Below are 22,628 nucleotides of genomic sequence, written 5' to 3'. Positions count from 1 at the left end.
GGCGCAGGTGAATCACCACACCAACTCACGCGATACCCGCCAGCACCCACAGCAACAACGCCACCAATCCCCCGCTTTTACGATTCCCCAATCCCGAATCCCGAATCCCGATTCCCAGCTCTCACGATTCCCCAATCCCGATTCCCCGCTCCTAACCCCGCATCGCCAACACCGTGATCTCCTCACGATCGTGATACAGCTGCTTGGCACGCACGATCAGCGATTTCTCGGCCTGCTGCTCGAACAGGTCCAGGCACAGGCGGGTCTCGTCCCAGCGCTTTTTCATCGGCAGCTTGAGGTTGAAGATGGTGTTGCGGCACCAGCCTTCGCGGATCCAGGTGGCCATGCGTTCGGCCACGCGGCGCGGTTGCTCGACCATGTCGCAGACCATCCAGTCCAGCGCCTGCGCAGGCTTCCAATGAAAGCCGTCGGCGCGCAGATGCTCGACCAGGCCGGTCTCCAGCACATGCTCGCGTAGCGGGCCGTTGTCGACGCTGGTGACATGCAGGTGCTGGCGGGTGAGCACCCAGGTCCAGCCGCCAGGGGCCGCGCCCAGGTCGGCGGCGCGCATGCCGGGTTTGACCAGCGCTTCGCGTTCCTCCGGTGCGAGCAGGGTGAGCAGGGCTTCGTCGAGCTTCAGCGCCGAGCGCGATGGCGCCTCCGGCAACAGCTTCAAACGTGGAATGCCCAGAGGCCAGGGCGCGCTGTCGGCACTGTCGGCCACCGCCAGCAAGGCGTGGTCGCCATCGAGAAAACAGATATGCAGCCGTGCCAGGCGCGGCTGCGGCTTGTCGGTGAGCAGGCCGGCCTTGCGCAAGGCCGGACGCAAGGCATTGCCGAAGCTGCGCGCCAGCCCTGCCAGCGGCTTGCCCGCGTCCGAATCCGGGTGTTCCACCCACAGATCGCCGAAACGCGGCTGGCCTTCCAGTGCGGCCAGGATCGGCGTGATGCGGTCCTTCGGGTCGATGCCCTTGAGTTCGGCGACCACCACCAGCTTCTGCCGCGCGAAGATCAGCTCGCGCCAGTGCAGCTTGGTGGCCAGTTGTGCGGCCTCATCGCAGACGAACAGCACATAGCCGTCGTTGCGCTGGGTACGCGCATAGCCGGCGATGCCGACGAACGCGGCGCGCGCGCTCAACTCGGCAGCCAGTTCCGGCTCGAAGCCCTGGCGGCAGTAACACAGCAGGCCGCTCATCGGGGTGCCCGGCGTGCGCGACCGCTGCGGGGCAGCTCAATAATGGTCACCGCCGCCCTCGCCATAGTTGCGCAGCACCGCGCAGGCCTGGTCGCGATGCACGTCGCGCACCACCTCGATGCCGCGGCGGGTGAGCTCGCCCACCCAGTCGGCAGGCAGCGGGCCTTCGTCGAATTCGGTCAGCGCCATCACGTCGTCGGCGCGTGCGCCGATCAGCAGGCGGTCGATGCCGGCCCACACCGTGGCGCCGTAGCACTGGCAGCACGGCTGCGCCGAGGTGGCCAGCGTCACCGGCGACAGCACATCGTTCAGGCGCGGCGTCTGCAGGCGCTGCTGCGCGAGCATGTAGGCCATGTTTTCGGCATGCGCCAGCGAGGTGGTCTGCGGCACCACGCGGTTCACCGCCGCGGCGATGATGCGGTGGTCCGGGCCGAACACGACCGCACCGAACGGGCCGCCGCTGCGCTCTTGCACATTCATCCGCGACAGTTCGATTGCCAGCGCCACCTTGTCCTCGTCGCTGGGATAGGCGCGGCTGTCGTCGACATGCGCGTGGATCCAGTCGGGCAGCGTGAGGTGGACTTGCGCGTAAAGCATCAGTGGACCATTTCCGTAGAGGGGGGAGCGGGGCGCAGTGTATCGGCCTGGGCGTCCTTTGCGGCACATTGCCCGGCCACGCACTGGCAGGCGCTGATCTCGCGGAAGCCGCACACGCTCATCATGCCGCTGGCCTGGCACTGCGCCATCACGCCCTTGGGGTCGGTGGCACTGTCGACGTTGACGCAGGCCGGGAATGCGCCGCAGCAGTTGCCGACGTTCTTCACCGTGCAATCGGCGTCGGTGCGGCAGGTGGTCGTCACGGTGACCGGTTTGCCGGTTGCCGGGCCGCTGGCCGCGTTGGTCGCCGGAGTCGGCGTGGCCGTATCGGCCGGTGGTGCGGCCACGCAGCCGATCGACACACCACAGGCCAGCAGCAACAGCGTGCTCAGACACCGGGACAAAAGACGGGACATGCGGCCGCTCCGATCGGGACAGGTAAGCGGCCATGGTAAGCCCCAGATGTGCGCAATGCGGCGAGCGCCGGATCCACTGCGCAAACGCGCGGGGGCCGTATCTCGCGCGCGTTGCCGCGGATGGCGCTGGCCAGGGCCCGGCATGTGATTGAAATACGCCTGCAGCGCATATGGCGGCGCTCCTGACGGCCACAGCCTGCAATCCAGGCTGGTGCGTGCATCAGGTGCCGGCGTCATTCCGCTTTTGCATGCAGTGCTGCGCACCACAGCACGCCGACCAGCAGGCAGGCGATGGCGGCCAACTCCAACGGCGTGGGCAGGCGCATTTCCCAGGCAAAGCCGTACAGCAACGCAAAGATCGTTTCGAACACGATCATCTGGCCAACCAGGGTCAGCGGCAGCACGCGGCTGGCCCGGTTCCACAACGCGTTGCCGATCACCGAGGCCAGGATGCCCAGCAGCAGCGAAATGCCCCAGAAACTGACCCAGTCGATCGGCGCATGTGGCGCGCTGCCGATCAGTGCGGCCGGCGCCAGCAACAGCGACAATGCGCCGGTGACCACGCCGGTCAGCAGCGACCAATCGCCACCGGACAGGTCCGGGCGCCGCCGCAGCCAACGCGCATTGCCGATGGAGTAGGCCGACCACGACGCCAGCGCACCGAATGCACAGAGCAGGCCGGCGATGCGGGTGGCGCGATCGCTGGCGTGGTGACCGGCATCGTGTTGCAAGGTGTCCAGGGCGACCAGCGCCACGCCGATGACGCACAACACGCAGGGCGCGGCCAGGCGTCGCAGTTGCACCGCGCCTGCGGCACGCGTGCCGATCACGGTGACCACCACCGGCAACAGGCCGATGATCAGCGCGGTTGCCGCGCTGCCCGCCCACTGCACTGCGCTGCCGAGCAGCACGTAATAGATCAGGTTGCCCAGCAGGCTCAGACGCAGCAGCGCCCACCATTCGGCGCGTCCGAGCCGTGCAGCGGTCTGGCGCGCGCGCGGTGCCAGCACCAGCGCCGCGACCGCGCCATACGACAGATAACGGGCGACGGCCAGTTGCAACGGCGTAAACGCCGCCAGCAATTGTGGCGCCAGAAACACCAGTCCCCATAACGCGCCTGCACCGATGCCGCAGGCAACACCCACCATCAAGCGCTCACGCATCGTGCTGCTCCTTACCTGCCACGCAGCATGCAATGAAGTGCGGCACGCAGCTCCATTGCGCTTGTTCATTAACTCAGAAGACACCGCTCTGAAGCGGCGTCACTCTTGCTGCATCCCGCAGTGACAAGCATCCATCAGCGCGCCGATCGTCGCAGGCCGGGCCTCGCTACGGCTGCCTGCCGTCGTATCCGCACCGGAGGGCTGGCATCCGGCGCAGGCCCGGTTCACTTGGCCCAGGTGTCGCGCAGGGTTACGCTGCGGTTGAACACCGGCGTGGCGGCGCTATGGTCGCGGCGATCGGCAACGAAGTAGCCGGTGCGCTCGAACTGGAACGACTGCTCGGGCGCGGCCTGTGCCGCGCTCGGCTCCACATAGCCGCGCACGCTGCGCTTGGACTCGGGGTTGAGATGATCGCGGTAGGTCTTGCCCTCGGATTCGTCATCGGGCTTCTCCACCGAGAACAGGCGGTCGTACAGGCGGATTTCCGCTTCCACCGCATGCGCGGCGCTGACCCAATGGATGGTGCCCTTGACCTTGCGGTTGGCGCCTTCCATGCCCGGACGCGATTCCGGATCCAGCCAGCCACGCAGCTCGACGATCTCGCCGGCGTCGTTCTTGATCACCTCGTCCACGCGCGCAATGCCGGCGCCGCGCAGGCGGATCTCGCCACCGGGCACCAGACGCTTCCAGCCCTTGGGCGGGACTTCGGCAAAATCCTCGCGCTCGATCCACAGTTCGCGCGCGAACGGCACCTCGCGCGTGCCGAAGGATTCGTCCTTGGGATGGTTGGAGAAGCTCAGCGTCTCGCTGTGGCCTTCGGGCAGATTGGTCAGCACCAGCTTGAGCGGGTCGATCACCGCCATGCGGCGCGCCGCGGCCGCATCCAGATCCTCGCGCAGACAGCCTTCCAACACCGAGAAATCGATCAGCGAGTTCTGCTTGCTGATCCCCACCCGATCCACGAACAGGCGCATCGCCGCCGGCGTATAGCCGCGCCGGCGCAGGCCCTGCAGCGTGTACATGCGCGGGTCGTCCCAGCCATCCACCAGCCGTTCTTCCACCAGCGCGGTGAGCTTGCGCTTGCTCATCACCGTGTAGTTGATGTTCAGGCGCGAGAACTCGATCTGGCGCGGTTTGGCGGCCTCGCGCGGCAGGCCCTGGTCCAGCAGCGGCTGCAGCAGCTCCGGATGCGCGGCCAGGTCCACCTTGTCCACGCACCAGTCGTAGAGCGGGCGGTGATCTTCGAATTCCAGCGTGCACAGCGAATGGGTGATGCCTTCCACCGCGTCGCCCAGCGAATGCGCGAAGTCGTACATCGGGTAGATCGGCCACGCGTTGCCGGTATTCTGGTGCTCGACATGCTTGATGCGGTACAGCGCCGGGTCGCGCAGGTTGATGTTGCCGCTGGCCATGTCGATCCTGGCGCGCAGCGTGCGCGCGCCATCGGGGAACTCGCCGGCACGCATGCGCCGGAACAGGTCCAGGTTTTCGGCGACGCTGCGCTCGCGGAAGGGCGAATTGCGGCCGGGCTCGGTCAGCGTGCCGCGGTACTCGCGCACCTGCTCGGCGGACAGGTCGCAGACGAAGGCATGGCCATCGCGGATCAGTTTTTCCGCGGCCAGGTAATACACCTGGAAATAATCCGATGCGTGGCGCAGCTGCGCCCACTCGAACCCCAGCCAGCGCACGTCGTCCTGGATGGCGACCACGAACTCGGGGTCTTCCTTGGCCGGGTTGGTGTCGTCCAGGCGCAGATTGCACAGCCCGCCGAATTCGGAGGCCAGGCCGAAATCCAGGCAGATCGCCTTGGCGTGGCCGATATGCAGATAGCCGTTGGGCTCGGGCGGGAAGCGGGTGCGGATGACCGTGTGCTTGCCGCTGGCCAGATCCTCGCGGACGATCTGGCGGATGAAGTCTTTCTTCTCCGCCGGGGCGGTGGCGTCGGTGGCTAGGGTCTGGGACATGCGTGCATCAGCAATAGGTAAACCGCAAGTTTAGGCGGTGGCACGGGTTAGGGGTAGGCGGCGTGTCGGGTGCGGACAGCGAGCGTCGCCCGTGCGCGCTGGTCCCGCGTGCAAGCGCCGCACTACCGGGGCCTGCATCTGCTGACTGCACGCGGGACGGGCGCCATTGGCAGGCGGCATGCCGGGCTGGCCGGCACCGCCGACGGCGCGTACGCTGCGGCGATCCTTCGGAGTTCCCCACGCATGCCTTTGCCCCGCCTGGTGATCGGCGATAAGACCCGGTCTTCCTGGTCGCTGCGCCCGTGGCTGCTGCTGCGACATTTCCATGTGCCGTTCGAAGAGATCGCGCTGCCGCTGGATACGCCGCAATTCCAGGCCCGCATCGCCGGTTATTCGCCGACCCTGCAGGTGCCGGTGCTGTGGGACGACGCCTTGCATGTCTGGGACTCGCTGGCCATCTGCGAATACGCCAACGAACGCTGGCTGGATGGCCGCGGTTGGCCGGCCGGGCCGTCCGTGCGCGCGCAGGCACGCGCGGCGGCGGCGGAAATGCATTCGGGCTTCGTTGACTTGCGCACCCAGCTGCCGATGAATCTGGGCCGCATGCCTGGCCCGGCGCGTTGGGATGCGGCTGCCGAGCGCGACATCGCCCGCATCCAGGCGCTATGGGCCAGCCTGCGCGCCGAGCACGGCCATGGCGGGCAGTTCCTGTGCGGCGACTTCGGCATCGTCGATGCGATGTTCGCCCCGGTCGCGCTGCGTTTTGCCAGCTACGGCGTGCCGTTGTTCGAGGCTGCCGGCGATTACCTGGCCGCACTGGATGCGCTGCCGGCACTGCGCGAGTGGAAGCAGGACGCCGAGCGCGAACGCCTGGAGCGTGGCTGACATGCAGATCGCATACCGCGCCAGCCACATCATCGACGCACACCTGGCCAAGCACGCACTGGAAGATGCCGGCATCACTGCATTCGTGTTCGGCGAGTCGCTATTGGGTGGTGCGGGCGAACTGCCTGCCTTCGGCGTGCTGCAGGTCTGCGTGGCCGACCTGCACCTGAGCCAGGCGCAGGCGGTGTTGGCGGACATCGGCCTGTGCGGCGAGGTCACCCGCGCGCTGTAGCGGCCAGACGCCAGGGCAGTGCCTGTCGTAGGAACGCACCTGGACGCGACGAGGCGCTCCTGGAAATGCCCGTCGTGCCCAGGCGCGCTCCTATGAGGGAATCGCTCGAGACGGCACGCATCATCGCCACTGGCGCCACCCTGGCGGTGCTGCAGCTGTCGGCGGCGATATTCCGCCGCTCCACGCTGCAGATCGCGATCAACCCGGCCGCCAGCGGCAGCAGGTCAGGGGCAGCGCCGCCAGGCTCCTGCCGATGGTCGGCCAATCGTTGCGGCGCACCGCCAATGCCTTCATGGCGCCAGTCCGGCCTGGACTGCGTAGACCGCGGCCTGGGTGCGATCTTTCACCTCAAGCTTCTGCAGGATGCGTTCCACATGCACCTTGACCGTGCCGGGAGAAATCCCCAGTTCAGCTGCGAGCGTGGCATTGGTCAGGCCACGCGGCAGCAGTGACAACACCTGTTTCTCGCGTTTGCTGAGCGCGCCAAGGCGGTCGTCCTGGATCGGCTTGCGCCGACGCGTGGCAGGCGGTTTTGCCGGTTCGGCCACCATCGCCGGCAGCAGCAGGGCGAAGGCCTGCAACGCCTGGACATCATCGTTACCTGGGACGGGACGGTTGTCGTTCCAGGCCACGCACAGCATGCCGAGAGTGCTGCCCAGCGCATGGATCGGCACCTTGGCCTCGCAGGTATCGGCCGGGCGCGTTGGCATCAGCCAGGCCGCTTCATGGCTGTCGCCGGCTACGCTTGCTCCGGAGGGCAATGCGTGGCCGCGGCTGGCCAGCACCTGCGCGCGTGGCCCGCGTTGTGCCAGCACCGCGCCATGTTCCAGACCCAGCAGGAGCAGCACCCGGCCCAGCACCGCGTCGCAGGCTTGCTCCGGCGTCCGTGCCTGGCGCAGCGCCACCGCGGCTTCGCACAGCGCCTGCCAGTGCGCGCTGTCGGATGCCTGGTGTGGTGACGCCGGACGCCAATCGCCAGTATCGGTGAGGGTTTGCATGGGCTAGCTCTAGGCCGATCAGCATATTCGAGTATATGCCAGCCGGAAACATTGTTGGGGTCGCTTGGTTTCGATGTTGAGCTTGGACCAGGAAGTAATGCCGTATTGGCCGAGGTGGCTTGAAAGCCGCCACGGCCGGCGCCATCCAGCAGGCAACCCTCACACCTGCGGAGTTGCACCATGCTGGGAATCGGCGCTTTCAAACAACGCATGCCACGTCCGGGCGAGGCGTTACCCGGACGCGAGCAAGCACTGCCGCTCCACAACACCCACCTGATCAACGGCCACCCGTTACGCGGGGAGTTCTCCGGCCTGGCCCAGGTACAGTTCGGGCTCGGCTGTTTCTGGGGCGCAGAACGCAAGTTCTGGAACCTGCCAGGGGTGTACACCACGGCGGTGGGTTACGCCGGCGGCGAAACACCCAATGCGACTTACGGCGAAGTGTGTTCCGGGCAGACCGGCCACACCGAGGCGGTCCTGGTGGTCTATGACGCAGAGGCGGTGTCGTTTGCGCAATTGCTGCGCACGTTCTGGGAAAGCCACGACCCCACCCAGGGCATGCAGCAGGGCAACGACGTCGGCACCCAATACCGCTCGGCGATCTATTGCACCACGCAGGCGCAGTACGACGCCGCGCTTGCCAGCCGCGATGCGTACCAGCAGCAACTGGACGCAGCCGGGTACGGCGCGATCACCACAGAGATCCGTTTCCCGGCGCCCACGTTCTATTACGCCGAAGACGACCACCAGCAATATCTGGCCAAGCATCCCAATGGCTACTGCGGGCTTGGCGGAACGGGAGTGAGCTGCCCGATCGGGCTGGGTGCCTGACGGAAAGGCAGGCCGGATTGAAGCGCTGCCATCCACGTGATCGTGGCGGCGCGCCGGTGGCTGACAGTGGCCGGTAGCGTCATCACGATCGGGCAGCGCATGGGAGTGCATGCCGGGCAAGGGGAAGGGCGACGTCGGAGACGACGTCGCCATCTTTTTTTTGCCGCGTGCGCAAGACGCGCCGGCACCGCCGCGTGTGGCTGAGAGGCGAACTGGCCCAGCGGATCATTGCGGTCAATCCCTACAGCCAGTCGGTGCAATGGATCGGTGCGGCGACTCACTGCATCCAGTCAGTGCAGCCAGTGCGCCAGGCGTGCCTGAACCGCTGGGTCAGACGAACTCGCCGGCGAACATGCCGCGCAGCTGGGCCAGCATGTCGGTGCGTTCGGGATGCAGCAGTCGCATGCAGGCAAGCGCGAAGCCGACCGGGCTGGTGCCGGGTGCGGTGATCACGCCATCGGCGGTCACCACCTTTTCGTGCCGGTATTGCGCGGCACCGACGTACGGCACCACGTGTTCCTGCAGGAAGGCCAGCGCGTTGCTGGTATGCGCGCGCTGGTCGAGCAGGCCGGCATAGGCCAGGGCGATGGTGGCACCGCAGATCGCCGCGACCGGACGCTGGTGTTGCACGCGCTCGACCAGCAGGCCGCTCAGGCCGGGGATTTCGCCGGCCTGCCAACGTTCGCTACCAGGCAAGATCCATAGATCGGCGTCCAGCGGCGCCAGATCGGAGAGGGCGAAATCCGGGGTGATGCGCAGCCCGCCGATCGACTGCACCGGCTGACCATCGATGCTGGCGATGGCGACCTGGTCGCCGAACCATTCGCGCGCCGCCGGCAGGACAACGCCAATTTCCCAATCGGCCACGCCGTCGACCATCACCACTGCAATGTTTGCCATTGTCCGCTACGCCAGTTGAGGAACCCGGATTCTAGGCAGTGCGGGGTGCGCGGGTGTAAGCGACGTGTGCAGAGCCACATCGATCCGCGCACTGATCAGGCCAAGACGCGCGCATGCCAGCTCAGTGACGGCTGCGCAGGCGTCAACGCGCCCGCCAGCTCAGCGGTGCCCAGAAAGTACGGCAGCCCAGGCCGGCAGCCGCAGTTTCCAACGCCAGCGTCGCAGGCCAGTGTTGCCTTACGTGTCGTGGCTGCAGCGTGCTGTGCAGCCAGACTGCAGAAACCACAACGCCCACAGCCATCAGGCTGCAGGCGTTGGTATTGCGACCCGCGGCGTTGCAGTCAGCCGGCGAGCTTGTCGGTGATGGTCTTGCGCAGTGCCTGCAGATCCTTGGCGAAGGCGTCGATGCCGCCGGCCAGCTTTTCGGTGGCCATCGGGTCGGCTGCCAGATCGGTGGCGAAGCCGTCGCTGTCGATCGGGACGATCTGCGCATTGTCGGGCTGCGCAGGCGAGAGCTTGCGCGGCAGCTCGCCGTATTCGGCGTCAAGCTTTTCCAGCAGCTCCGGCGAGATGGTCAGGCGGTCGCAACCGGCCAGGGCTTCGATCTGCGCGGTGGAGCGGAACGAGGCGCCCATCACCACGGTGGACGAGCCACGCTGTTTGAACGCGTTGTAGACCGTGCGCACGAACACCACACCCGGGTCCTCGTCGATGCTGGCCGGGGTCTGCCCCTGGGCGACGTAGTAATCCAGGATCCGGCCGACGAACGGCGAGATCAGGAACACGCCGGCTTCCGCACAGGCCAGCGCCTGCGAGCGGTTGAAGATCAGAGTCAGATTGCAGTCGATGCCTTCGCGCTGCAGCTGACGCGCGGCTTCAATGCCTTCCCAGGTGGCCGCGATCTTGATCAGGATCTTGTCCTTGGACACGCCACGCTCGGCATACATCGCGATGAACTTGCGCGCCTTGGCGACGGTCGCCTCGGTGTCGTGTGCCAAGTCGGCATCGACCTCGGTGGAGACGCGGCCGGGCACCAATTCGGCCAGCTTGACGCCCAAGCCGACGGTGAGGCGGTCGGCCACTTCGTTGACGGTGCTGGTGCGGTCTTCGCCGCCGTGCTCGCGGCCCCAGGCCAGTTCGCGCTCGATCAGATCGGCATACACCGGCAGGTCCAATGCTTTCTTGACCAGCGTGGGATTGGTGGTGCAGTCGACCGGCTTCAGACGTTTGATGGCGTCGTAGTCGCCGGTGTCGGCAACGACGACGGACAGGTCACGCAACTGGGCAAGCTTGGAGGCAGATGCAGTCATGCGGGTTCTCTCGAATCGTGGGGCGGGTCGTGGATAGGACACAGCGCGCTACGGTAGCGCGCATGGCGTGGGAAGTCAGGCGTCGCCCAGTGCATGTTGATCATGTACGGCGCTCACGCGCAGACGCAGGTCGCGCCCATCGGGGGTGCGCCAGTCGATGCTCTGACCGACCGACAGCCCGAGCAGCGCGCTGCCGACCGGTGCCAGCACCGAGATACGGCCCTGCTGCACATCGGCCTCGTGCGGATACACAAGGGTGAGCGTATGTCGTTCGCCATGCAGCGCATCTTCGCAATCGATGCGGGAGTGCATGGTGACGACATCGCCGGGAATCTGGTCGGGCGGCACGACGCGTGCGCGGCCCAGTTCGTCACTCAGCGCGGTGGCAGCCGGGTGCTTGTTGAATGCGGGGGAGTCGAGCAAGGCCTCAAGCCGGGCGAGGTCGTGGCTGGAAACCAGGATGGACGGCGGCAAGCCGCTGTGATGCTGCGAAGTCATGACAATCTCCTTGACGACTACGGCTCGCCAACATGGCAAGCGTCACTCACCAGATGAGGGCGCCATTGCCCGATCGCAATGCATGGCGAGATGGCGCAGCGCACGGCCTGGGCCGGGCAAGGCCGGCGCGGTACTGCAAGCTGCGAGCCGTTGGCAAGGGAGGCAAGCGCGACACCGCAGCACGTCGCCGCGCGCGTCAGCGACCAACTGCACGCGACGGCGGGAGCCTGCCGCACGCCAGTGACGCCGCAACCGCCATGTGCTTCCGGATACATCGCGTCATAACCACCCACCAAACAAAAAACGACGCTTGCGCGTCGCTTATGTCCGAGAACAGGTGAAAAAACATCCCGCCAAGCAACCGCAGCCATGCAACGATCTTGCGATTCCCGATTCCCGATTCCCGATTCCTCAGGCCGCAACCGCCTTGGGGCCGGTCGCCGGCTGGTCCAGCGTGAACAAACTAGCCGGCAGCTCCTTGAACAGCTGCGCCAGCTGCTCCAGAAACGCAGTCATGGCCGAGCTGCGTCGCCAGGCCATGGCGATGCGGCGGCTGGGTTGCTTGTCTTCGCGGAAGCGGATCAGGCGGATGTTCTCCGAGCGTGCGACCGGCGGTTTGACCGCCAGCAGCGGCAGCAAGGTCACGCCGACGTTGGCGGCCACCATCTGGCGCAGCGTTTCCAGGCTGGTGGCCTGGAATTCGGATTTTTCCAGGGCACCGGCAAGATGGCAGACATCCAGCGCCTGTTCGCGCAGGCAGTGGCCATCTTCCAGCAGCAACAGCCGCTGCTCGGACAGATCGTCCAGCGTCATGCTGTCATAGCGCGACAGCGGATGGCCTTCCGGAACGGCCAGCACGAAGGGTTCTTCGAACAGGAATTCGGCATGCAGCTGCTCATCCTGCAACGGCAGCGCGAGCAGCGCCGCATCCAGGCGGCCTTCGCGCAGCTGGTGCACCAGCTGATCGCTTTTTTCCTCGATCAGCAGCAGTTCCAGACGCGGAAATCGCTCGCGGATCTGCGGGACAACATGCGGCAACAGATACGGCGCCAGGGTGGGAAAGATGCCCAGCCGCACGGTGCCCGCTTCCGGATCCTGGCTGCGCCGCGCCGCTTCCTTCATCTGTTCCACTTCGGCCACGATGCCGCGTGCGCGCATCGCTGCCTCACGGCCGGCCGGGGTCAGCATCACCTTGCGCGGCGCACGTTCCACCAGCGGCACGCCGAGCTCGTCTTCGAGTTTCTTGATCTGTGTGGACAGCGTCGGCTGACTGACGAAGCAGGCCGTCGCAGCACGGCCGAAATGCTTGTGGTCGGCCAGGGCGACCAGATATTTCAGGTCACGCAGATTCATGTGCAGCAGCCCTCATTGCGGTGACGGGGTACGAATGGAGCTTAGCGCCCGGGCTGGCCGGGCGCTGGCTTGCGTGCGCTTATGCTGCCTGGGCGACGTTGTCGGCGCTGACCGGTGCACTGGAGCGGATCAGGTAATCGAACGCGCTCAACGCAGCCTTGGAACCTTCGCCCATCGCGATCACGATCTGCTTGTACGGCACCGTGGTGGCGTCGCCGGCAGCGAACACGCCCGGAACATTGGTCTGGCCACGGTCGTCGACGATGATCTCGCCGCGCGGCGACAACGCAACCGAGCCCTTGAGGAATTCGGTGTTGGGCAGCAGGCCGATCTGCACGAACACGCCTTCCAGATCCACGTGCTGGATGTCGCCGCCGGTGCGGTCCCTGTAGACCAGGCCGGTGACCTTCTGGCCATCGCCCAGCACTTCGGTGGTCTGCGCGCTGGTGATGATGCGCACGTTGTGCAGGCTGCGCAGCTTGCGTTGCAGCACTTCGTCGGCGCGCAGCTTGTCGTCGAATTCCACCAGCGTGACATGCGCCACGATACCGGCCAGATCGATCGCGGCCTCGACGCCCGAATTGCCGCCGCCGATCACCGCCACGCGCTTGCCCTTGAACAGCGGGCCATCGCAATGCGGGCAATAGGCCACGCCCTTGTTCTTGTACTGGTCTTCGCCCGGCACGTTCATCTGCCTCCAGCGCGCGCCGGTGGACAGGATCACGGTCTTGCTCTTGAGCGAGGCGCCGTTGGCCATCTTGATCTCGATCAGGCCATCGGCACCGGCCGGAACCAGCTGCTCGGCGCGCTGCAGGTTCATGATGTCCACGTCGTACTGGCGCACATGCTGCTCGAGCGCGGCAGCCATCTTCGGGCCTTCGGTTTCCGGCACCGAGATGAAGTTTTCGATCGACATGGTGTCCAGCACCTGGCCACCGAAGCGCTCGGCGGCCACGCCGGTGCGGATGCCCTTGCGTGCGGCGTAGACGGCCGCTGCCGAGCCGGCCGGGCCACCGCCGACCACCAGCACATCGAAGGCGTCCTTGGCCGCGATCTTGGCGGCGTCGCGCTTTGCGGCATTGGTGTCGAGCTTGGCGACGATCTGCTCCAGCGTCATACGGCCCTGGTCGAACAGCTCGCCGTTCAAGTAGACGGTGGGCACCGACATGATCTGGCGGGTTTCGACCTCGTCCTGGAACCACGCGCCGTCGATGGCCACGTGCTTGATGCGCGGGTTGAGCACGGCGGCAAGATTCAGTGCCTGCACCACGTCCGGGCAGTTCTGGCACGACAGCGAGAAATAGGTTTCGAACTGGTAGTCGCCATCCAGGTGCTGCACCTGCTCGATCAGCTCGGCGGCGGCCTTGGACGGGTGACCGCCCACTTGCAGCAGCGCCAGCACCAGCGAGGTGAACTCGTGGCCCATCGGCAGGCCGGCAAAGCGCAGCGAGATGTCCTGGCCCGGCGTGGTCAGCGCGAACGAGGGCTTGCGCTGGTTGTCATCGCGGTGGATATCCAGGCTGATCTTGTCCGACAGCAGCACCAGATCCTCGAGCAGGTCGAGCATTTCGCGCGAGCCGGCGCTTTCGTCGATCGAGGCATTGATCTGGATCGGACGGGTAACCCGTTCCAGGTAGGCGGTCAGCTGGGTCTTGAGGTTGGCATCCAACATGGAGAACTCCTGGGAATGGGCAAGGGGAGGGCGTGGCGTCGCTGCGCTGAGGCAGATCGCCGGGGAGGAGGGGATGAACCGCAGCCGGCGCGATGTCGGGAATGCGTGCTGGCGATGGCTGGCGGGCAGCCCGGCACCGGCTCCGGTTCACCCCCGGCCCAGTGCTGGGCCGGAGATGCTCCGGCCTCAACCACAGGCCGGAGGTGTCAGTCGGTTTAGATCTTGCCGACCAGGTCCAGCGACGGAGCCAGGGTCTTGGCGCCTTCCTTCCACTTGGCCGGGCAGACCTGGCCAGGGTTGTTGGCGACGAACTGGGCAGCGGTCAGCTTGCGCAGCGTCTCGGTGACGTCGCGGGCGATCGCGTTGTCGTGGATCTCGAGGGTCTTGATCACGCCGTCCGGATTGATGATGAAGGTGCCGCGCAGGGCCAGGCCTTCTTCTTCGATGTGCACGCCGAATGCGCGGGTCAGCTTATGGGTCGGGTCGCCGATCAGCGGGAACTGCGCCTTGCCCACGGCCGGCGAGGTTTCGTGCCACACCTTGTGCGAGAAGTGCGTATCGGTGGTGACGATGTAGACCTCGGCGCCTGCCTTCTGGAACGCGGCATAGTTGTCGGCGGCGTCTTCCACTTCGGTCGGGCAGTTGAAGGTGAAGGCGGCCGGCATGAAGATCAGCACCGACCACTTGCCCTTCAGGCTGGCCTCGGTGACTTCGATGAAGTTGCCGTTGTGGTACGCATTCGCCTTGAACGGCTGGACCTGAGTGTTGATAAGAGACATTGAGTTTCCTCGTGCGATGAAGGGGGCGGGGGATGGAACAGTCGCCATGGTAGGTAGGATCGATAGATTTCTCAAATCGATTGATGGAATTGTATAGATAGGCTGTGGCTATCGAATTTGCAGACGGCGTCTGCCGCTGCAGGGGCCGATTCCATCTCCGATAATGGTCAGCCGATGTTGCGCATGAGTGAATGATCCGTATGAGTGAGGACCCAGCCGGTCTTGCCGCCGAGCAGCTGCTGCGGCGTGCGGTCGAGCGGATCGTGCGCAGTGATGCCGAGCCGCTGCTGCTGCACGCGCTGGGCCGCGACCGCGCCTGGCTGTTCGCGCATGGCCGCGATCCGGTCGAGCCGTCTGTCGCGCAGGCATTCGCGGCATTGGTGCAGCGGCGCCAGGCCGGCGAACCGGTGGCCTACCTGACCGGTACGCGGGGGTTCTGGACGCTGGATCTGGCGGTCTCCACCGCCACGCTGATCCCGCGCGCCGACACCGAGGTGCTGGTCGAGCTGGCACTTGAGCGACTGGATGCCCGGCCAGGCCGCCGCGTTGCCGATCTGGGTACCGGCAGCGGCGCGATCGCGCTGGCCATCGCCAGCGAACGGCCGCAGGCACAGGTGATCGCCACCGATGCCAGCGCGGCGGCGCTGGCGGTTGCCCGGCGCAATGCCGACAGCCACCGCTTGCGCAATGTCGAATGCCGGCAGGGCAACTGGTTCGCGCCGCTGGCCGGCGAACGCTTCGACCTGATCGCCAGCAACCCGCCGTATATCGCCGCGCAGGATCCGCACCTGGGCGAAGGCGACCTGCGCTACGAGCCGGCCAGTGCGCTGGCTTCCGGCCCCGATGGCCTGGACGACATCCGTCTGATCGTCGCCGATGCGCCTGCGCATCTGCTGCCGGGCGGCTGGCTGCTGCTCGAACACGGCTGGGACCAGGGCGCGGCGGTGGCCGGGCTGCTGCAGGCGCGTGGCTTCGATGCGGTAGCCACGCATCAGGACCTGGAGCAGCGTGACCGGGTGACGTCGGGGCGCTGGTCGCCCGCTGCGAGCTAGCGCGGCGGGCCACGGAGCGGTCGCCAGGTGGAGGGGGACGGCGCGCTCGGAGCTGAAACAGGACATGCCGCTTCCGGGCACCGACCGCGCCCGTCCGGCGCTGCGTGCAGGAGCCTGGCTCCGTCGCTCCACTCCCTCGCGCTTCGCCGTGCCCCCGCCCTGGCTCGATCGCATGGGGCGCCCGCGTGTGCAGACCGGGTGCCGATACACTAGCGGTTTCCCGCAGGACCGACGCATGCGCACGCTCTATCCCGAGATCACGCCGTACGACCACGGCACCCTCCAGGTCGACGACCGCCATACCCTGTATTTCGAGCAGTGCGGCAATCCGCAGGGCAAGCCGGTGGTGATGCTGCACGGCGGCCCCGGCGGCGGTTGCAACGACAAGATGCGGCGCTTCCATGACCCGGCCAAGTACCGCATCGTGCTGTTCGACCAGCGCGGCGCGGGCCGCTCCACCCCGCATGCCGATCTGGTGAACAACACCACCTGGGACCTGGTCGCCGATATCGAGCGCCTGCGCGAACACCTGGGCATCGCGCGCTGGCAGGTGTTCGGCGGCAGCTGGGGCTCGACCCTGGCGCTGGCCTATGCGCAGACCCATCCGCAGCAGGTCACCGAGCTGGTGCTGCGCGGCATCTTCCTGCTGCGCCGTTTCGAGCTGGAATGGTTCTATCAGCAGGGCGCCAGCCGGTTGTTCCCGGATGCCTGGGAGCATTACGTCAACGCGATTCCAGTGGTGGAGCGCGCCGATCTGATCTCCGCCTTCCATCGCCGCCTCACTAGCGACGACGAAGCCACGCGTCTGGTCGCGGCCAAGGCGTGGAGCGTGTGGGAAGGTGCCACCAGCTTCCTGCATGTGGACGCCGATTTCGTCACCGGGCATGAAGACGCGCACTTCGCGCTGGCGTTTGCGCGCATCGAGAATCATTACTTCGTCAACGGCGGTTTCTTCGAAGTCGAAGATCAGCTGTTGCGCGACGCGCACCGCATCGCCGACATCCCCGGCGTGATCGTGCACGGCCGTTACGACGTGGTCTGCCCGCTGCAAAGCGCCTGGGACCTGCACAAGGTGTGGCCCAAGGCGCAGTTGCAGATCAGCGCGGCGTCCGGCCATTCCGGATTCGAGCCGGAAAATGTCGATGCGCTGGTGCGCGCCACCGACGGGTTCGCCTGAGCGACGACGTCCGGCGCAGCCGGGTCATGCGCTGGCATGACCTGTCGGAGCATGCCTGCGCGCGATGAGGCGTTACCGATGACGCCTCATCGCGCGCAGGCACGCTCCTACGCGGATTTCAGGTGTTTTAACGCGGCAGCAGCGCGTCTGCCAGCGGCGGCAGGATGCGTGCCAGGCGCTTTGCCCACGCCTGTTGCCCGGCCGCGTCGGCAATCAGGTCCTGGCGCAGTTCCAGCTCCACATGCAGCAGCCCGCGGCCTTCGCCGTAGACCGGAATCGCATAGTCGCTGGTGTCGCTGACCGCATAGGGCTGGTTGTCGCCGACCACCAGATCCGGCTCGTTGCGCAAGGCCTGCAGCAGGCGGTGCGCCAGCCGCGTGTCGCGGTTGTACAGCACGCCGGCATGCCAGGGCCGCGCGTTGCCGGCCATGATCGGCGTGAAGCTGTGCATCGACACCAGCACGGTCGGTTGCCTGCGCTGTGCGCGCGCATCCAGTTCTGCCGCAATGCGCGCGTGGTACGGCGCGAAGATCGCATCGATGCGCTGCTGCCGATCGGCCGCCGATAGCTGCTGGTTGCCGGGAATCGAGGTGCCGTCGCTGACCTCGGGCATCAGCGTGGCCGACCCATGCGGACGATTGCAGTCGATCACCAGGCGCGAATAGGTCTGCGCGATGGCGACCGCATCCAGCGCATCGGCCAGCAAGCGGGTGACCTCGGCAATGCCGATATCCCAGCCGATGTGGCGGTCCAGCTCCTGCTGCGGCAGGCCGAGATTGGCCAGCCGCGCCGGCACGCGTTGACCGGCGTGGTCGGCGATCAACAGCCATGGCGAGGCGGCCTGCGGGCTGTGCACGCTGAACGGTGCGGGATCGTCGGCGCCCAGCAGGCGGGCAGCGGTCGCTTCACCCACGCGCGGTGCCGTCCAGCGCGTGATCGACCAGATACAGCCCGGCCCACAGCTTGGGGTCCATCTGATAACCCTCGGCCATCTTCTGCACCAGCCAGGCGCCGACCTGTGCGCGCGGGATCTCGTGCACGGTGATGTCTTCGCTGGCATCGCCGCCGCCGGCGCCGACCTTGCGCAGGCCGGTGGCGCGCACGAAGGCGATCTTCTCGCTGCTGGCGCCGGCCGAGGTGGGGCCGATCATCAGCACTTCGGCATGTTCGGCGGTCCAGCCGGTTTCTTCTTCCAGCTCGCGAATGGCCGACAGCTCGATCGACTCGTCGGCGTGCACGTCGCCGACCAGGCCGGCCGGCATCTCGATGGTGCGTGCCTGCAGCGGCACGCGGAACTGTTCGACGAACAGCATCGCATCGTCCGGGGTCACCGCCACGATGATCGCGGCCAGGCCGCCGGCATGCACACGTTCGGAATACTCCCAGGTGCCACGCACGACCATGCGCTGGTACTTGCCTTCGTAAACCACGGTGGGCGGGGTGTCGTGTCGGTTCATGGATGCAGACCTTGTTCCAGGGAAACGGGAGTGCGCGGTACCTGCGCGCCGCTGCACGCGGCCAGTAGCCGGCGCCGGGTGAGCGGGCCGAAGCGCAGGCTCTCGCATAATCCTGCCAGCATGTCCGCATCGGCTTGCGCGCGCGTGAAACCGGCAGCGGTCAGCGCCAGCGGCGCGTCTAGTGCGATGGTGGTGAGCTGACGCCACAACAGTGCGTGTTCGCGTTGCTCGCGCAGGCGCGCGGCCATCTGCGCCGCGCCGCGCAGGCGCAGGAACGGGATTTCGTCGATGCGTTCCAGCAAGGCATCCAGGCTGCCGAAATGCGCCAGCAGGACTGCCGCCGATTTGGCGCCGATGCCGGTGACGCCGGGGATGTTGTCGATCGCATCGCCGCACAGCGCCAGGTAGTCGGCGATCTGATGGGCATGCACGCCGTGGCGCGCCTTGACCCCGTCCATGCCCCAGCGCAGGTTGCGCGCGTAATCCCACTGCTCGTCGTGCTCGAGCAGCAGCTGCGACAGATCCTTGTCGGCCGACACGATCACCCCGCGCAGGCCGTGCGCACGCACGCTGTGCAAGGCGCTGCCGATCAGATCGTCGGCCTCGTAATCGCGGTGCGCCAGCACGCTCAGGCCCAACGCTGCGCACAGTGCCTTGCAATGCGCGAACTGGCGCCGCAACGCATCCGGTGCCGGGGTGCGATTGCCCTTGTAGGCCGGGTAGATCGCATGCCGAAAACAACTGTCCAGCGCCTCGTCGAAGGCAATGGTGATGTGCTGGGGATCCTCGCGTTCGAGCAGGTCGAGCAGGAAGCGCGCAAAGCCGTGCACCGCATTGGTCGGCCAGCCTTGCGCATCCTGGAATTCGTCCGGGATCGAATGCCAGGCGCGGAACACGTACAGGCTGGCATCGACCAGATAGAGCGGGATCGGGCGATTGATCGCCGATGGTGCGCCTGCAAGCGGAGGGGTATGCGTGGTCACGGTGTCCAGTCGCGCAGCAGCGCACGCGGATCCGGGCGCTCGCGCTCGGGCACCTGCAGGCGCGGGGTGCCGATATGGATGAAACCGGCGATGCGCTCGTTCTGCTCCAGGCCCAGATAGCCGGTCACCGCCGGGTCGTAGGCCATCCATGCGGTCAGCCACTGCGCGCCGAAGCCATGCGCCTGCGCGGCCTGCAGCAGCGCAAAGCACACGCAGCCGGCGGTGAGCAGCTGTTCCTGCTCGGGCACCTTGTGCCCGGGGCGCAGCGCGGCGATCACCACGATCACCAGTGGCGCATCGTTGAAACGGTTGCGGTCTTTTTCGACCGCTGCGGGCGGCGCCAGCGGGTCGGCGGCCAGGCTGCGCTCGGCCAGGAAATCGCCCAGTGCCTGGCGTGCATCGCCGTTGATGCGCAGGAAGCGGAACGGCACCAGCTTGCCGTGGTCCGGCACGCGCACGGCCGAGGCGAGCATGCGCAGCAGGGTGTCTTCATCCGGGCCGGGCTCGCCAAGCTGTTTGGAGGGGACCGAGCGGCGCGCGTCCAGCGCCTGGAGCGAATACGGTGCGTGCATAATTCCGGGTCAAGGCGAGGATGCGGGCAATTATAGACAGGCCCTTCCCAACGCCCGCCGCATCATGGCCAGTGGGCCGATGCCGGCCCGGCCGTGACATCCCTTCCGTGTTCGTCCTGCGTGCTCCCCGATGACCCAGTTCGTTTCCACCCCTATGCTTCCCAGCCACAATCCGCACCTGCTCGATCAGGTGCGCGAGATCGTGCTGGTGCCGCTGGCCGATGCATTTGTCGAATTTCAGGATGCACTGGCCGAGGCGCTGTTCCGGCTGGCGGCCGATGCCGGCGCGGCCCAGAACGACTTCCTGGAGGCCATCCAGGCGGTGCGGCAGCAGCGCGAGCCGATCACCGCACGTTTTCGCGGGCACCTGGCCAAGGCCTGGCAGGGGCTGGAATCCGGGCGGCCGTTGTCGGCCGATCGCAGCCTGGGACGCGGCGCGGCCGGGCTGACCCTGCTGCCCGAGCAGGATCTGGAGGTGCGCCTGGCGGTGCGCAATCTGGCTGGCGCGCTGCAGCACCAGTGGCGCCCGGAGCTGATGCGGCTCAATCGCTATCTCGGCTTCATTGCCGGCGGGCTGCGTATCGACGGCGACAGCAATCCGTTTGGGCCGGACCATCTGGGCGTGGCCTTGTACGACGCCTTTCAGGGCGTGACGCTGGCGCCAAAGGTGCATCTGGCGGTGATCAAGGTCTGCGAGCAGCACCTGATGGAACGCGTCGGTCAACGCTACGGCGCGCTGGAGCAGGCGCTGGTGCAGGTGGCGCGATTGCGTGATTTGCCGCAGCCGCGCAGCCGGCGGCACGGCATTCCTCGGCAGGACGAAGGCGCAGGTGAGCAGGCCGCCGAGACGCCGGACTGGATTGCGCGCTTCTTCACCGATTGGTCGGGTGGGCAGGGTGCGTTGGTCGGCGTCGAGGCGATCGACGTGCATGTGCGCAGCGGCCGCGAGCTGTTGCCGCCTGGCCTTCACCACCTGCTGCAGCATGCACGTCGCCAGCGCGAACCCGAAGCCGATACGCCCGTCTCTGCAGAGCAACGCTTGCTATCGCCGCGTGAGGTGGTCTCGGCGCTGTCGCTGCTGCAGACCATGCCTGCAGCCGGTTTCGATGCCATCGACGGCACCGATCGGGGCCTGGCGCGTGGCTTGCGTCAGCAGGTCAGGCGCGCCGCCGCCGCGCTTGGCTTGGATCCGGCCACCACCTGCCTCAATCCCGACGACGAAGACGCGCTGGATCTGGTGGCCTTGTTGTTCGCCGCGATCCTGATGCAGAGCCATCTGTCCGATGCGCAGCGCAGCCTGGTCGGCCAGTTGCTGGTGCCGATGGCTAAGCTGGCGATGCTGGACGGCCACCTGTTCGTGCGCGAAAGCCATCCGGCGCGCCGCCTGCTCAACCTGTTGGTCGACGCCTGCGATGGCAATGGTGGCGAAACCGCGGCAGAACAGGCCTTGCTCGGCCAGGTGCAGGCGGTGATCGACACGGTCGTGCGCGATTTCGACGAGCATCCGGGGCTGTTTCTGGCGCTGGAAGCCGAATTTGGCGCCAGCTACGAGCACTATCAGCGCCGGGTGGAAATCGCCGAGCGCCGCGCCAACGAATTGCAGCGCGCAGAAGAACGCCGCGAACGCGCGCGCAGCACCGCTGCGCAGGCGCTGGCCGAACGCCTGGCGCGCGGGCCGCTGCCGCCGTTGGTCGAGCATTTTCTCGTTCGTGTCTGGCAGCCGTATGTGCAACAGGCGGCATTGCGTAGCGACAGCGCCGGCCCGGCGTTGGAGGCCGCCGTGGCAATGGGCGATGTGGTGCTGGCGCAACTGGCTGCTGCGCCTGGCGACGCTGCGCTGGAGGCGCAACGTGCGCAGCTGTTGCAGGCCTTTACGCTGGCCGGGCTGGCGCAACGCGACGCCGAGCTGGCTCTGAAGGAACTGCAGCGCGCGCTGGTGCCCATGCCATCGCTACCTGCTGCGGGACCGCCCGATCCAGCTCCGCTTGCGCCGACCTTGGCCGCGCTGCGCCTGAGCCCCGGTCCGGCCGATCCGGTCGGCGAGCCGCTGACCCCGATGCTGGATGCCACCGCGCAGGTGGAATTTGACCGTGTCACCGCCGATTTCTTCCGTGGCATGGCGATCGGCACCTGCCTGGAGTTCATCGACCGGCACGGCCGCGTGCAGGCCGGCAAGCTGTCCTGGATCAGCCCCATTTCCGGGCGGTTGATGTTCGTCAACCGGCGTGGTGGGCGGCTGTGCGTGTCCTCGCCGGAGGAACTGGCAATGATGGTGTGGCTGGACCGCCTGCGGCTGCATCGCGACGACGACGCGTTCTACAGCGCGATGCAGGACGTGGTCGATGCGCTGGACCGGCCGCCTAAGCTGAAGGCTTAACCCCCGCAGGCGGTGAACGCGCTTTGGCAAGCGCCACCGCAGCGATGCAAGCTAGGATGTCGGCTGACACGCAAACCTTGGCGGTCACGACTAAAGTGCAAATTGCGTCACATTTAACGAACAAGCGAAACGCCTACCATGCGCTGGCGGAATGTGGGGCCGCGTCTGTTTCTTTTCGTTTGGATATTTTCACGCCTGCAGGGGCGGGGAGCCTTTG

The 22,628-nt window shown here is 66.8% G+C and carries 22 protein-coding genes; 6 read left to right on the top strand and 16 right to left on the bottom strand.

Going from position 1 to position 22,628, the window contains the following annotated elements; genetic code table 11:
• Nucleotides 1-151 precede the first annotated feature (151 nt).
• The 5 genes from rlmM to FHT08_RS09530 all read right to left on the bottom strand — a co-directional run bounded on the left by rlmM (nt 152) and on the right by FHT08_RS09530 (nt 5,335).
• A complete protein-coding gene (gene rlmM, locus FHT08_RS09550; RefSeq protein ID WP_104538456.1) occupies nt 152-1,195 on the bottom strand; it encodes a 23S rRNA (cytidine(2498)-2'-O)-methyltransferase RlmM in 1,044 nt (347 codons plus the stop codon).
• Nucleotides 1,196-1,231: 36 nt separating this feature from the next.
• Nucleotides 1,232-1,792, bottom strand: a complete 561-nt coding sequence (locus FHT08_RS09545) for a nucleoside deaminase (protein WP_104604225.1) — start codon at nt 1,790-1,792, stop codon at nt 1,232-1,234.
• Nucleotides 1,792-2,208, bottom strand: coding sequence for a hypothetical protein (locus FHT08_RS09540; protein WP_104538455.1), 417 nt, complete (start codon nt 2,206-2,208; stop codon nt 1,792-1,794). The genes FHT08_RS09545 and FHT08_RS09540 overlap by 1 nt, the downstream gene beginning before the upstream one ends.
• Before the next feature lie 233 nt (nt 2,209-2,441).
• The gene (locus FHT08_RS09535) at nt 2,442-3,371 is read right to left on the bottom strand and encodes a DMT family transporter (RefSeq protein ID WP_166774953.1); all 930 of its coding nucleotides are present in this window, start codon (nt 3,369-3,371) and stop codon (nt 2,442-2,444) included.
• Nucleotides 3,372-3,595: 224 nt separating this feature from the next.
• A complete protein-coding gene (locus FHT08_RS09530; protein ID WP_104538453.1) occupies nt 3,596-5,335 on the bottom strand; it encodes a glutamine--tRNA ligase/YqeY domain fusion protein in 1,740 nt (579 codons plus the stop codon).
• Nucleotides 5,336-5,578: 243 nt separating this feature from the next.
• Here FHT08_RS09530 and FHT08_RS09525 point away from each other — a divergent pair, with 243 nt between their 5' ends.
• Entirely contained in the window at nt 5,579-6,220 is a 642-nt protein-coding gene (locus FHT08_RS09525; protein WP_104604231.1) for a glutathione S-transferase family protein, read from the top strand.
• A 1-nt stretch (nt 6,221) separates the two neighbouring features.
• Complete coding sequence (locus tag FHT08_RS09520) at nt 6,222-6,452, top strand: DUF2007 domain-containing protein (RefSeq protein WP_039409981.1); 231 nt, start codon at nt 6,222-6,224, stop codon at nt 6,450-6,452.
• Between the two features lie 290 nt (nt 6,453-6,742).
• On the opposite strand, the gene FHT08_RS09515 is transcribed toward FHT08_RS09520, so the two are convergent.
• Complete coding sequence (locus FHT08_RS09515; RefSeq protein ID WP_104538452.1) at nt 6,743-7,450, bottom strand: response regulator transcription factor; 708 nt, start codon at nt 7,448-7,450, stop codon at nt 6,743-6,745.
• 180 nt (nt 7,451-7,630) lie between these two features.
• Between FHT08_RS09515 and msrA the strand changes: the two genes are divergently transcribed.
• Complete coding sequence (msrA, locus tag FHT08_RS09510) at nt 7,631-8,281, top strand: peptide-methionine (S)-S-oxide reductase MsrA (protein WP_166774952.1); 651 nt, start codon at nt 7,631-7,633, stop codon at nt 8,279-8,281.
• Between the two features lie 330 nt (nt 8,282-8,611).
• On the opposite strand, the gene FHT08_RS09505 is transcribed toward msrA, so the two are convergent.
• The 6 genes from FHT08_RS09505 to ahpC all read right to left on the bottom strand — a co-directional run bounded on the left by FHT08_RS09505 (nt 8,612) and on the right by ahpC (nt 14,793).
• Entirely contained in the window at nt 8,612-9,181 is a 570-nt protein-coding gene (locus tag FHT08_RS09505) for a type 1 glutamine amidotransferase family protein (protein WP_166774951.1), read from the bottom strand.
• Nucleotides 9,182-9,522: 341 nt separating this feature from the next.
• Nucleotides 9,523-10,491, bottom strand: a complete 969-nt coding sequence (tal, locus tag FHT08_RS09500; protein WP_166774950.1) for a transaldolase — start codon at nt 10,489-10,491, stop codon at nt 9,523-9,525.
• 75 nt (nt 10,492-10,566) lie between these two features.
• Nucleotides 10,567-10,989 carry a nucleoside diphosphate kinase regulator gene (rnk, locus tag FHT08_RS09495; protein ID WP_104538449.1) on the bottom strand — a complete coding sequence of 141 codons (423 nt, stop codon included), beginning with the start codon at nt 10,987-10,989 and terminating at the stop codon, nt 10,567-10,569.
• Between the two features lie 411 nt (nt 10,990-11,400).
• Complete coding sequence (locus FHT08_RS09490; protein WP_166774949.1) at nt 11,401-12,342, bottom strand: LysR substrate-binding domain-containing protein; 942 nt, start codon at nt 12,340-12,342, stop codon at nt 11,401-11,403.
• Between the two features lie 79 nt (nt 12,343-12,421).
• Nucleotides 12,422-14,014, bottom strand: a complete 1,593-nt coding sequence (gene ahpF, locus FHT08_RS09485; protein WP_166774948.1) for an alkyl hydroperoxide reductase subunit F — start codon at nt 14,012-14,014, stop codon at nt 12,422-12,424.
• A 215-nt stretch (nt 14,015-14,229) separates the two neighbouring features.
• The gene (gene ahpC, locus FHT08_RS09480; protein WP_016900725.1) at nt 14,230-14,793 is read right to left on the bottom strand and encodes an alkyl hydroperoxide reductase subunit C; all 564 of its coding nucleotides are present in this window, start codon (nt 14,791-14,793) and stop codon (nt 14,230-14,232) included.
• Between the two features lie 200 nt (nt 14,794-14,993).
• On the opposite strand from ahpC, the gene prmC reads away from it, so the two are divergent.
• On the top strand, nt 14,994-15,845 hold the full coding sequence (prmC, locus tag FHT08_RS09475) for a peptide chain release factor N(5)-glutamine methyltransferase (RefSeq protein ID WP_104604243.1): 852 nt from the start codon (nt 14,994-14,996) through the stop codon (nt 15,843-15,845).
• Nucleotides 15,846-16,080: 235 nt separating this feature from the next.
• Entirely contained in the window at nt 16,081-17,022 is a 942-nt protein-coding gene (gene pip / locus FHT08_RS09470; protein ID WP_166774947.1) for a prolyl aminopeptidase, read from the top strand.
• Nucleotides 17,023-17,149: 127 nt separating this feature from the next.
• Here pip and FHT08_RS09465 read toward each other — a convergent pair whose 3' ends face one another.
• The 4 genes from FHT08_RS09465 to FHT08_RS09450 are packed head-to-tail and all read right to left on the bottom strand — an operon-like array spanning nt 17,150 to nt 20,034.
• Entirely contained in the window at nt 17,150-17,935 is a 786-nt protein-coding gene (locus FHT08_RS09465; protein ID WP_166774946.1) for an N-formylglutamate amidohydrolase, read from the bottom strand.
• The gene (locus tag FHT08_RS09460) at nt 17,928-18,479 is read right to left on the bottom strand and encodes an NUDIX hydrolase (protein WP_047125938.1); all 552 of its coding nucleotides are present in this window, start codon (nt 18,477-18,479) and stop codon (nt 17,928-17,930) included. The genes FHT08_RS09465 and FHT08_RS09460 overlap by 8 nt, the downstream gene beginning before the upstream one ends.
• Nucleotides 18,476-19,462, bottom strand: a complete 987-nt coding sequence (locus FHT08_RS09455) for a 5'-3' exonuclease H3TH domain-containing protein (protein ID WP_104538443.1) — start codon at nt 19,460-19,462, stop codon at nt 18,476-18,478. The genes FHT08_RS09460 and FHT08_RS09455 overlap by 4 nt, the downstream gene beginning before the upstream one ends.
• Entirely contained in the window at nt 19,459-20,034 is a 576-nt protein-coding gene (locus tag FHT08_RS09450) for a nitroreductase (RefSeq protein WP_104538442.1), read from the bottom strand. The genes FHT08_RS09455 and FHT08_RS09450 overlap by 4 nt, the downstream gene beginning before the upstream one ends.
• A gap of 130 nt (nt 20,035-20,164) precedes the next feature.
• On the opposite strand from FHT08_RS09450, the gene FHT08_RS09445 reads away from it, so the two are divergent.
• Nucleotides 20,165-22,411, top strand: a complete 2,247-nt coding sequence (locus FHT08_RS09445; RefSeq protein WP_166774945.1) for a DUF1631 domain-containing protein — start codon at nt 20,165-20,167, stop codon at nt 22,409-22,411.
• The last annotated feature ends 217 nt before the right edge of the window (nt 22,412-22,628 follow it).

Source organism: Xanthomonas sp. CFBP 8151, from assembly GCF_011761885.1.
Classification (GTDB): domain Bacteria; phylum Pseudomonadota; class Gammaproteobacteria; order Xanthomonadales; family Xanthomonadaceae; genus Xanthomonas; species Xanthomonas arboricola_B.
The sequence above is the reverse complement of the archived record's forward strand: the minus strand, read 5'-3'. Positions and strand labels throughout refer to the sequence as shown.

Excerpts from the sequence above, each read along its gene's own strand:
- rlmM (WP_104538456.1), bottom strand. The coding sequence starts at position 1,195 with ATGAGCGGCCTGCTGTGTTACTGCCGCCAGGGCTTCGAGCCGGAACTG.
- FHT08_RS09545 (WP_104604225.1), bottom strand. The coding sequence starts at position 1,792 with ATGCTTTACGCGCAAGTCCACCTCACGCTGCCCGACTGGATCCACGCG.
- FHT08_RS09540 (WP_104538455.1), bottom strand. The coding sequence starts at position 2,208 with ATGTCCCGTCTTTTGTCCCGGTGTCTGAGCACGCTGTTGCTGCTGGCC.
- FHT08_RS09535 (WP_166774953.1), bottom strand. The coding sequence starts at position 3,371 with ATGCGTGAGCGCTTGATGGTGGGTGTTGCCTGCGGCATCGGTGCAGGC.
- FHT08_RS09530 (WP_104538453.1), bottom strand. The coding sequence starts at position 5,335 with ATGTCCCAGACCCTAGCCACCGACGCCACCGCCCCGGCGGAGAAGAAA.
- FHT08_RS09525 (WP_104604231.1), top strand. The coding sequence starts at position 5,579 with ATGCCTTTGCCCCGCCTGGTGATCGGCGATAAGACCCGGTCTTCCTGG.
- FHT08_RS09520 (WP_039409981.1), top strand. The coding sequence starts at position 6,222 with ATGCAGATCGCATACCGCGCCAGCCACATCATCGACGCACACCTGGCC.
- FHT08_RS09515 (WP_104538452.1), bottom strand. The coding sequence starts at position 7,450 with ATGCAAACCCTCACCGATACTGGCGATTGGCGTCCGGCGTCACCACAC.
- msrA (WP_166774952.1), top strand. The coding sequence starts at position 7,631 with ATGCTGGGAATCGGCGCTTTCAAACAACGCATGCCACGTCCGGGCGAG.
- FHT08_RS09505 (WP_166774951.1), bottom strand. The coding sequence starts at position 9,181 with ATGGCAAACATTGCAGTGGTGATGGTCGACGGCGTGGCCGATTGGGAA.
- tal (WP_166774950.1), bottom strand. The coding sequence starts at position 10,491 with ATGACTGCATCTGCCTCCAAGCTTGCCCAGTTGCGTGACCTGTCCGTC.
- rnk (WP_104538449.1), bottom strand. The coding sequence starts at position 10,989 with ATGACTTCGCAGCATCACAGCGGCTTGCCGCCGTCCATCCTGGTTTCC.
- FHT08_RS09490 (WP_166774949.1), bottom strand. The coding sequence starts at position 12,342 with ATGAATCTGCGTGACCTGAAATATCTGGTCGCCCTGGCCGACCACAAG.
- ahpF (WP_166774948.1), bottom strand. The coding sequence starts at position 14,014 with ATGTTGGATGCCAACCTCAAGACCCAGCTGACCGCCTACCTGGAACGG.
- ahpC (WP_016900725.1), bottom strand. The coding sequence starts at position 14,793 with ATGTCTCTTATCAACACTCAGGTCCAGCCGTTCAAGGCGAATGCGTAC.
- prmC (WP_104604243.1), top strand. The coding sequence starts at position 14,994 with ATGAGTGAGGACCCAGCCGGTCTTGCCGCCGAGCAGCTGCTGCGGCGT.
- pip (WP_166774947.1), top strand. The coding sequence starts at position 16,081 with ATGCGCACGCTCTATCCCGAGATCACGCCGTACGACCACGGCACCCTC.
- FHT08_RS09460 (WP_047125938.1), bottom strand. The coding sequence starts at position 18,479 with ATGAACCGACACGACACCCCGCCCACCGTGGTTTACGAAGGCAAGTAC.
- FHT08_RS09450 (WP_104538442.1), bottom strand. The coding sequence starts at position 20,034 with ATGCACGCACCGTATTCGCTCCAGGCGCTGGACGCGCGCCGCTCGGTC.
- FHT08_RS09445 (WP_166774945.1), top strand. The coding sequence starts at position 20,165 with ATGACCCAGTTCGTTTCCACCCCTATGCTTCCCAGCCACAATCCGCAC.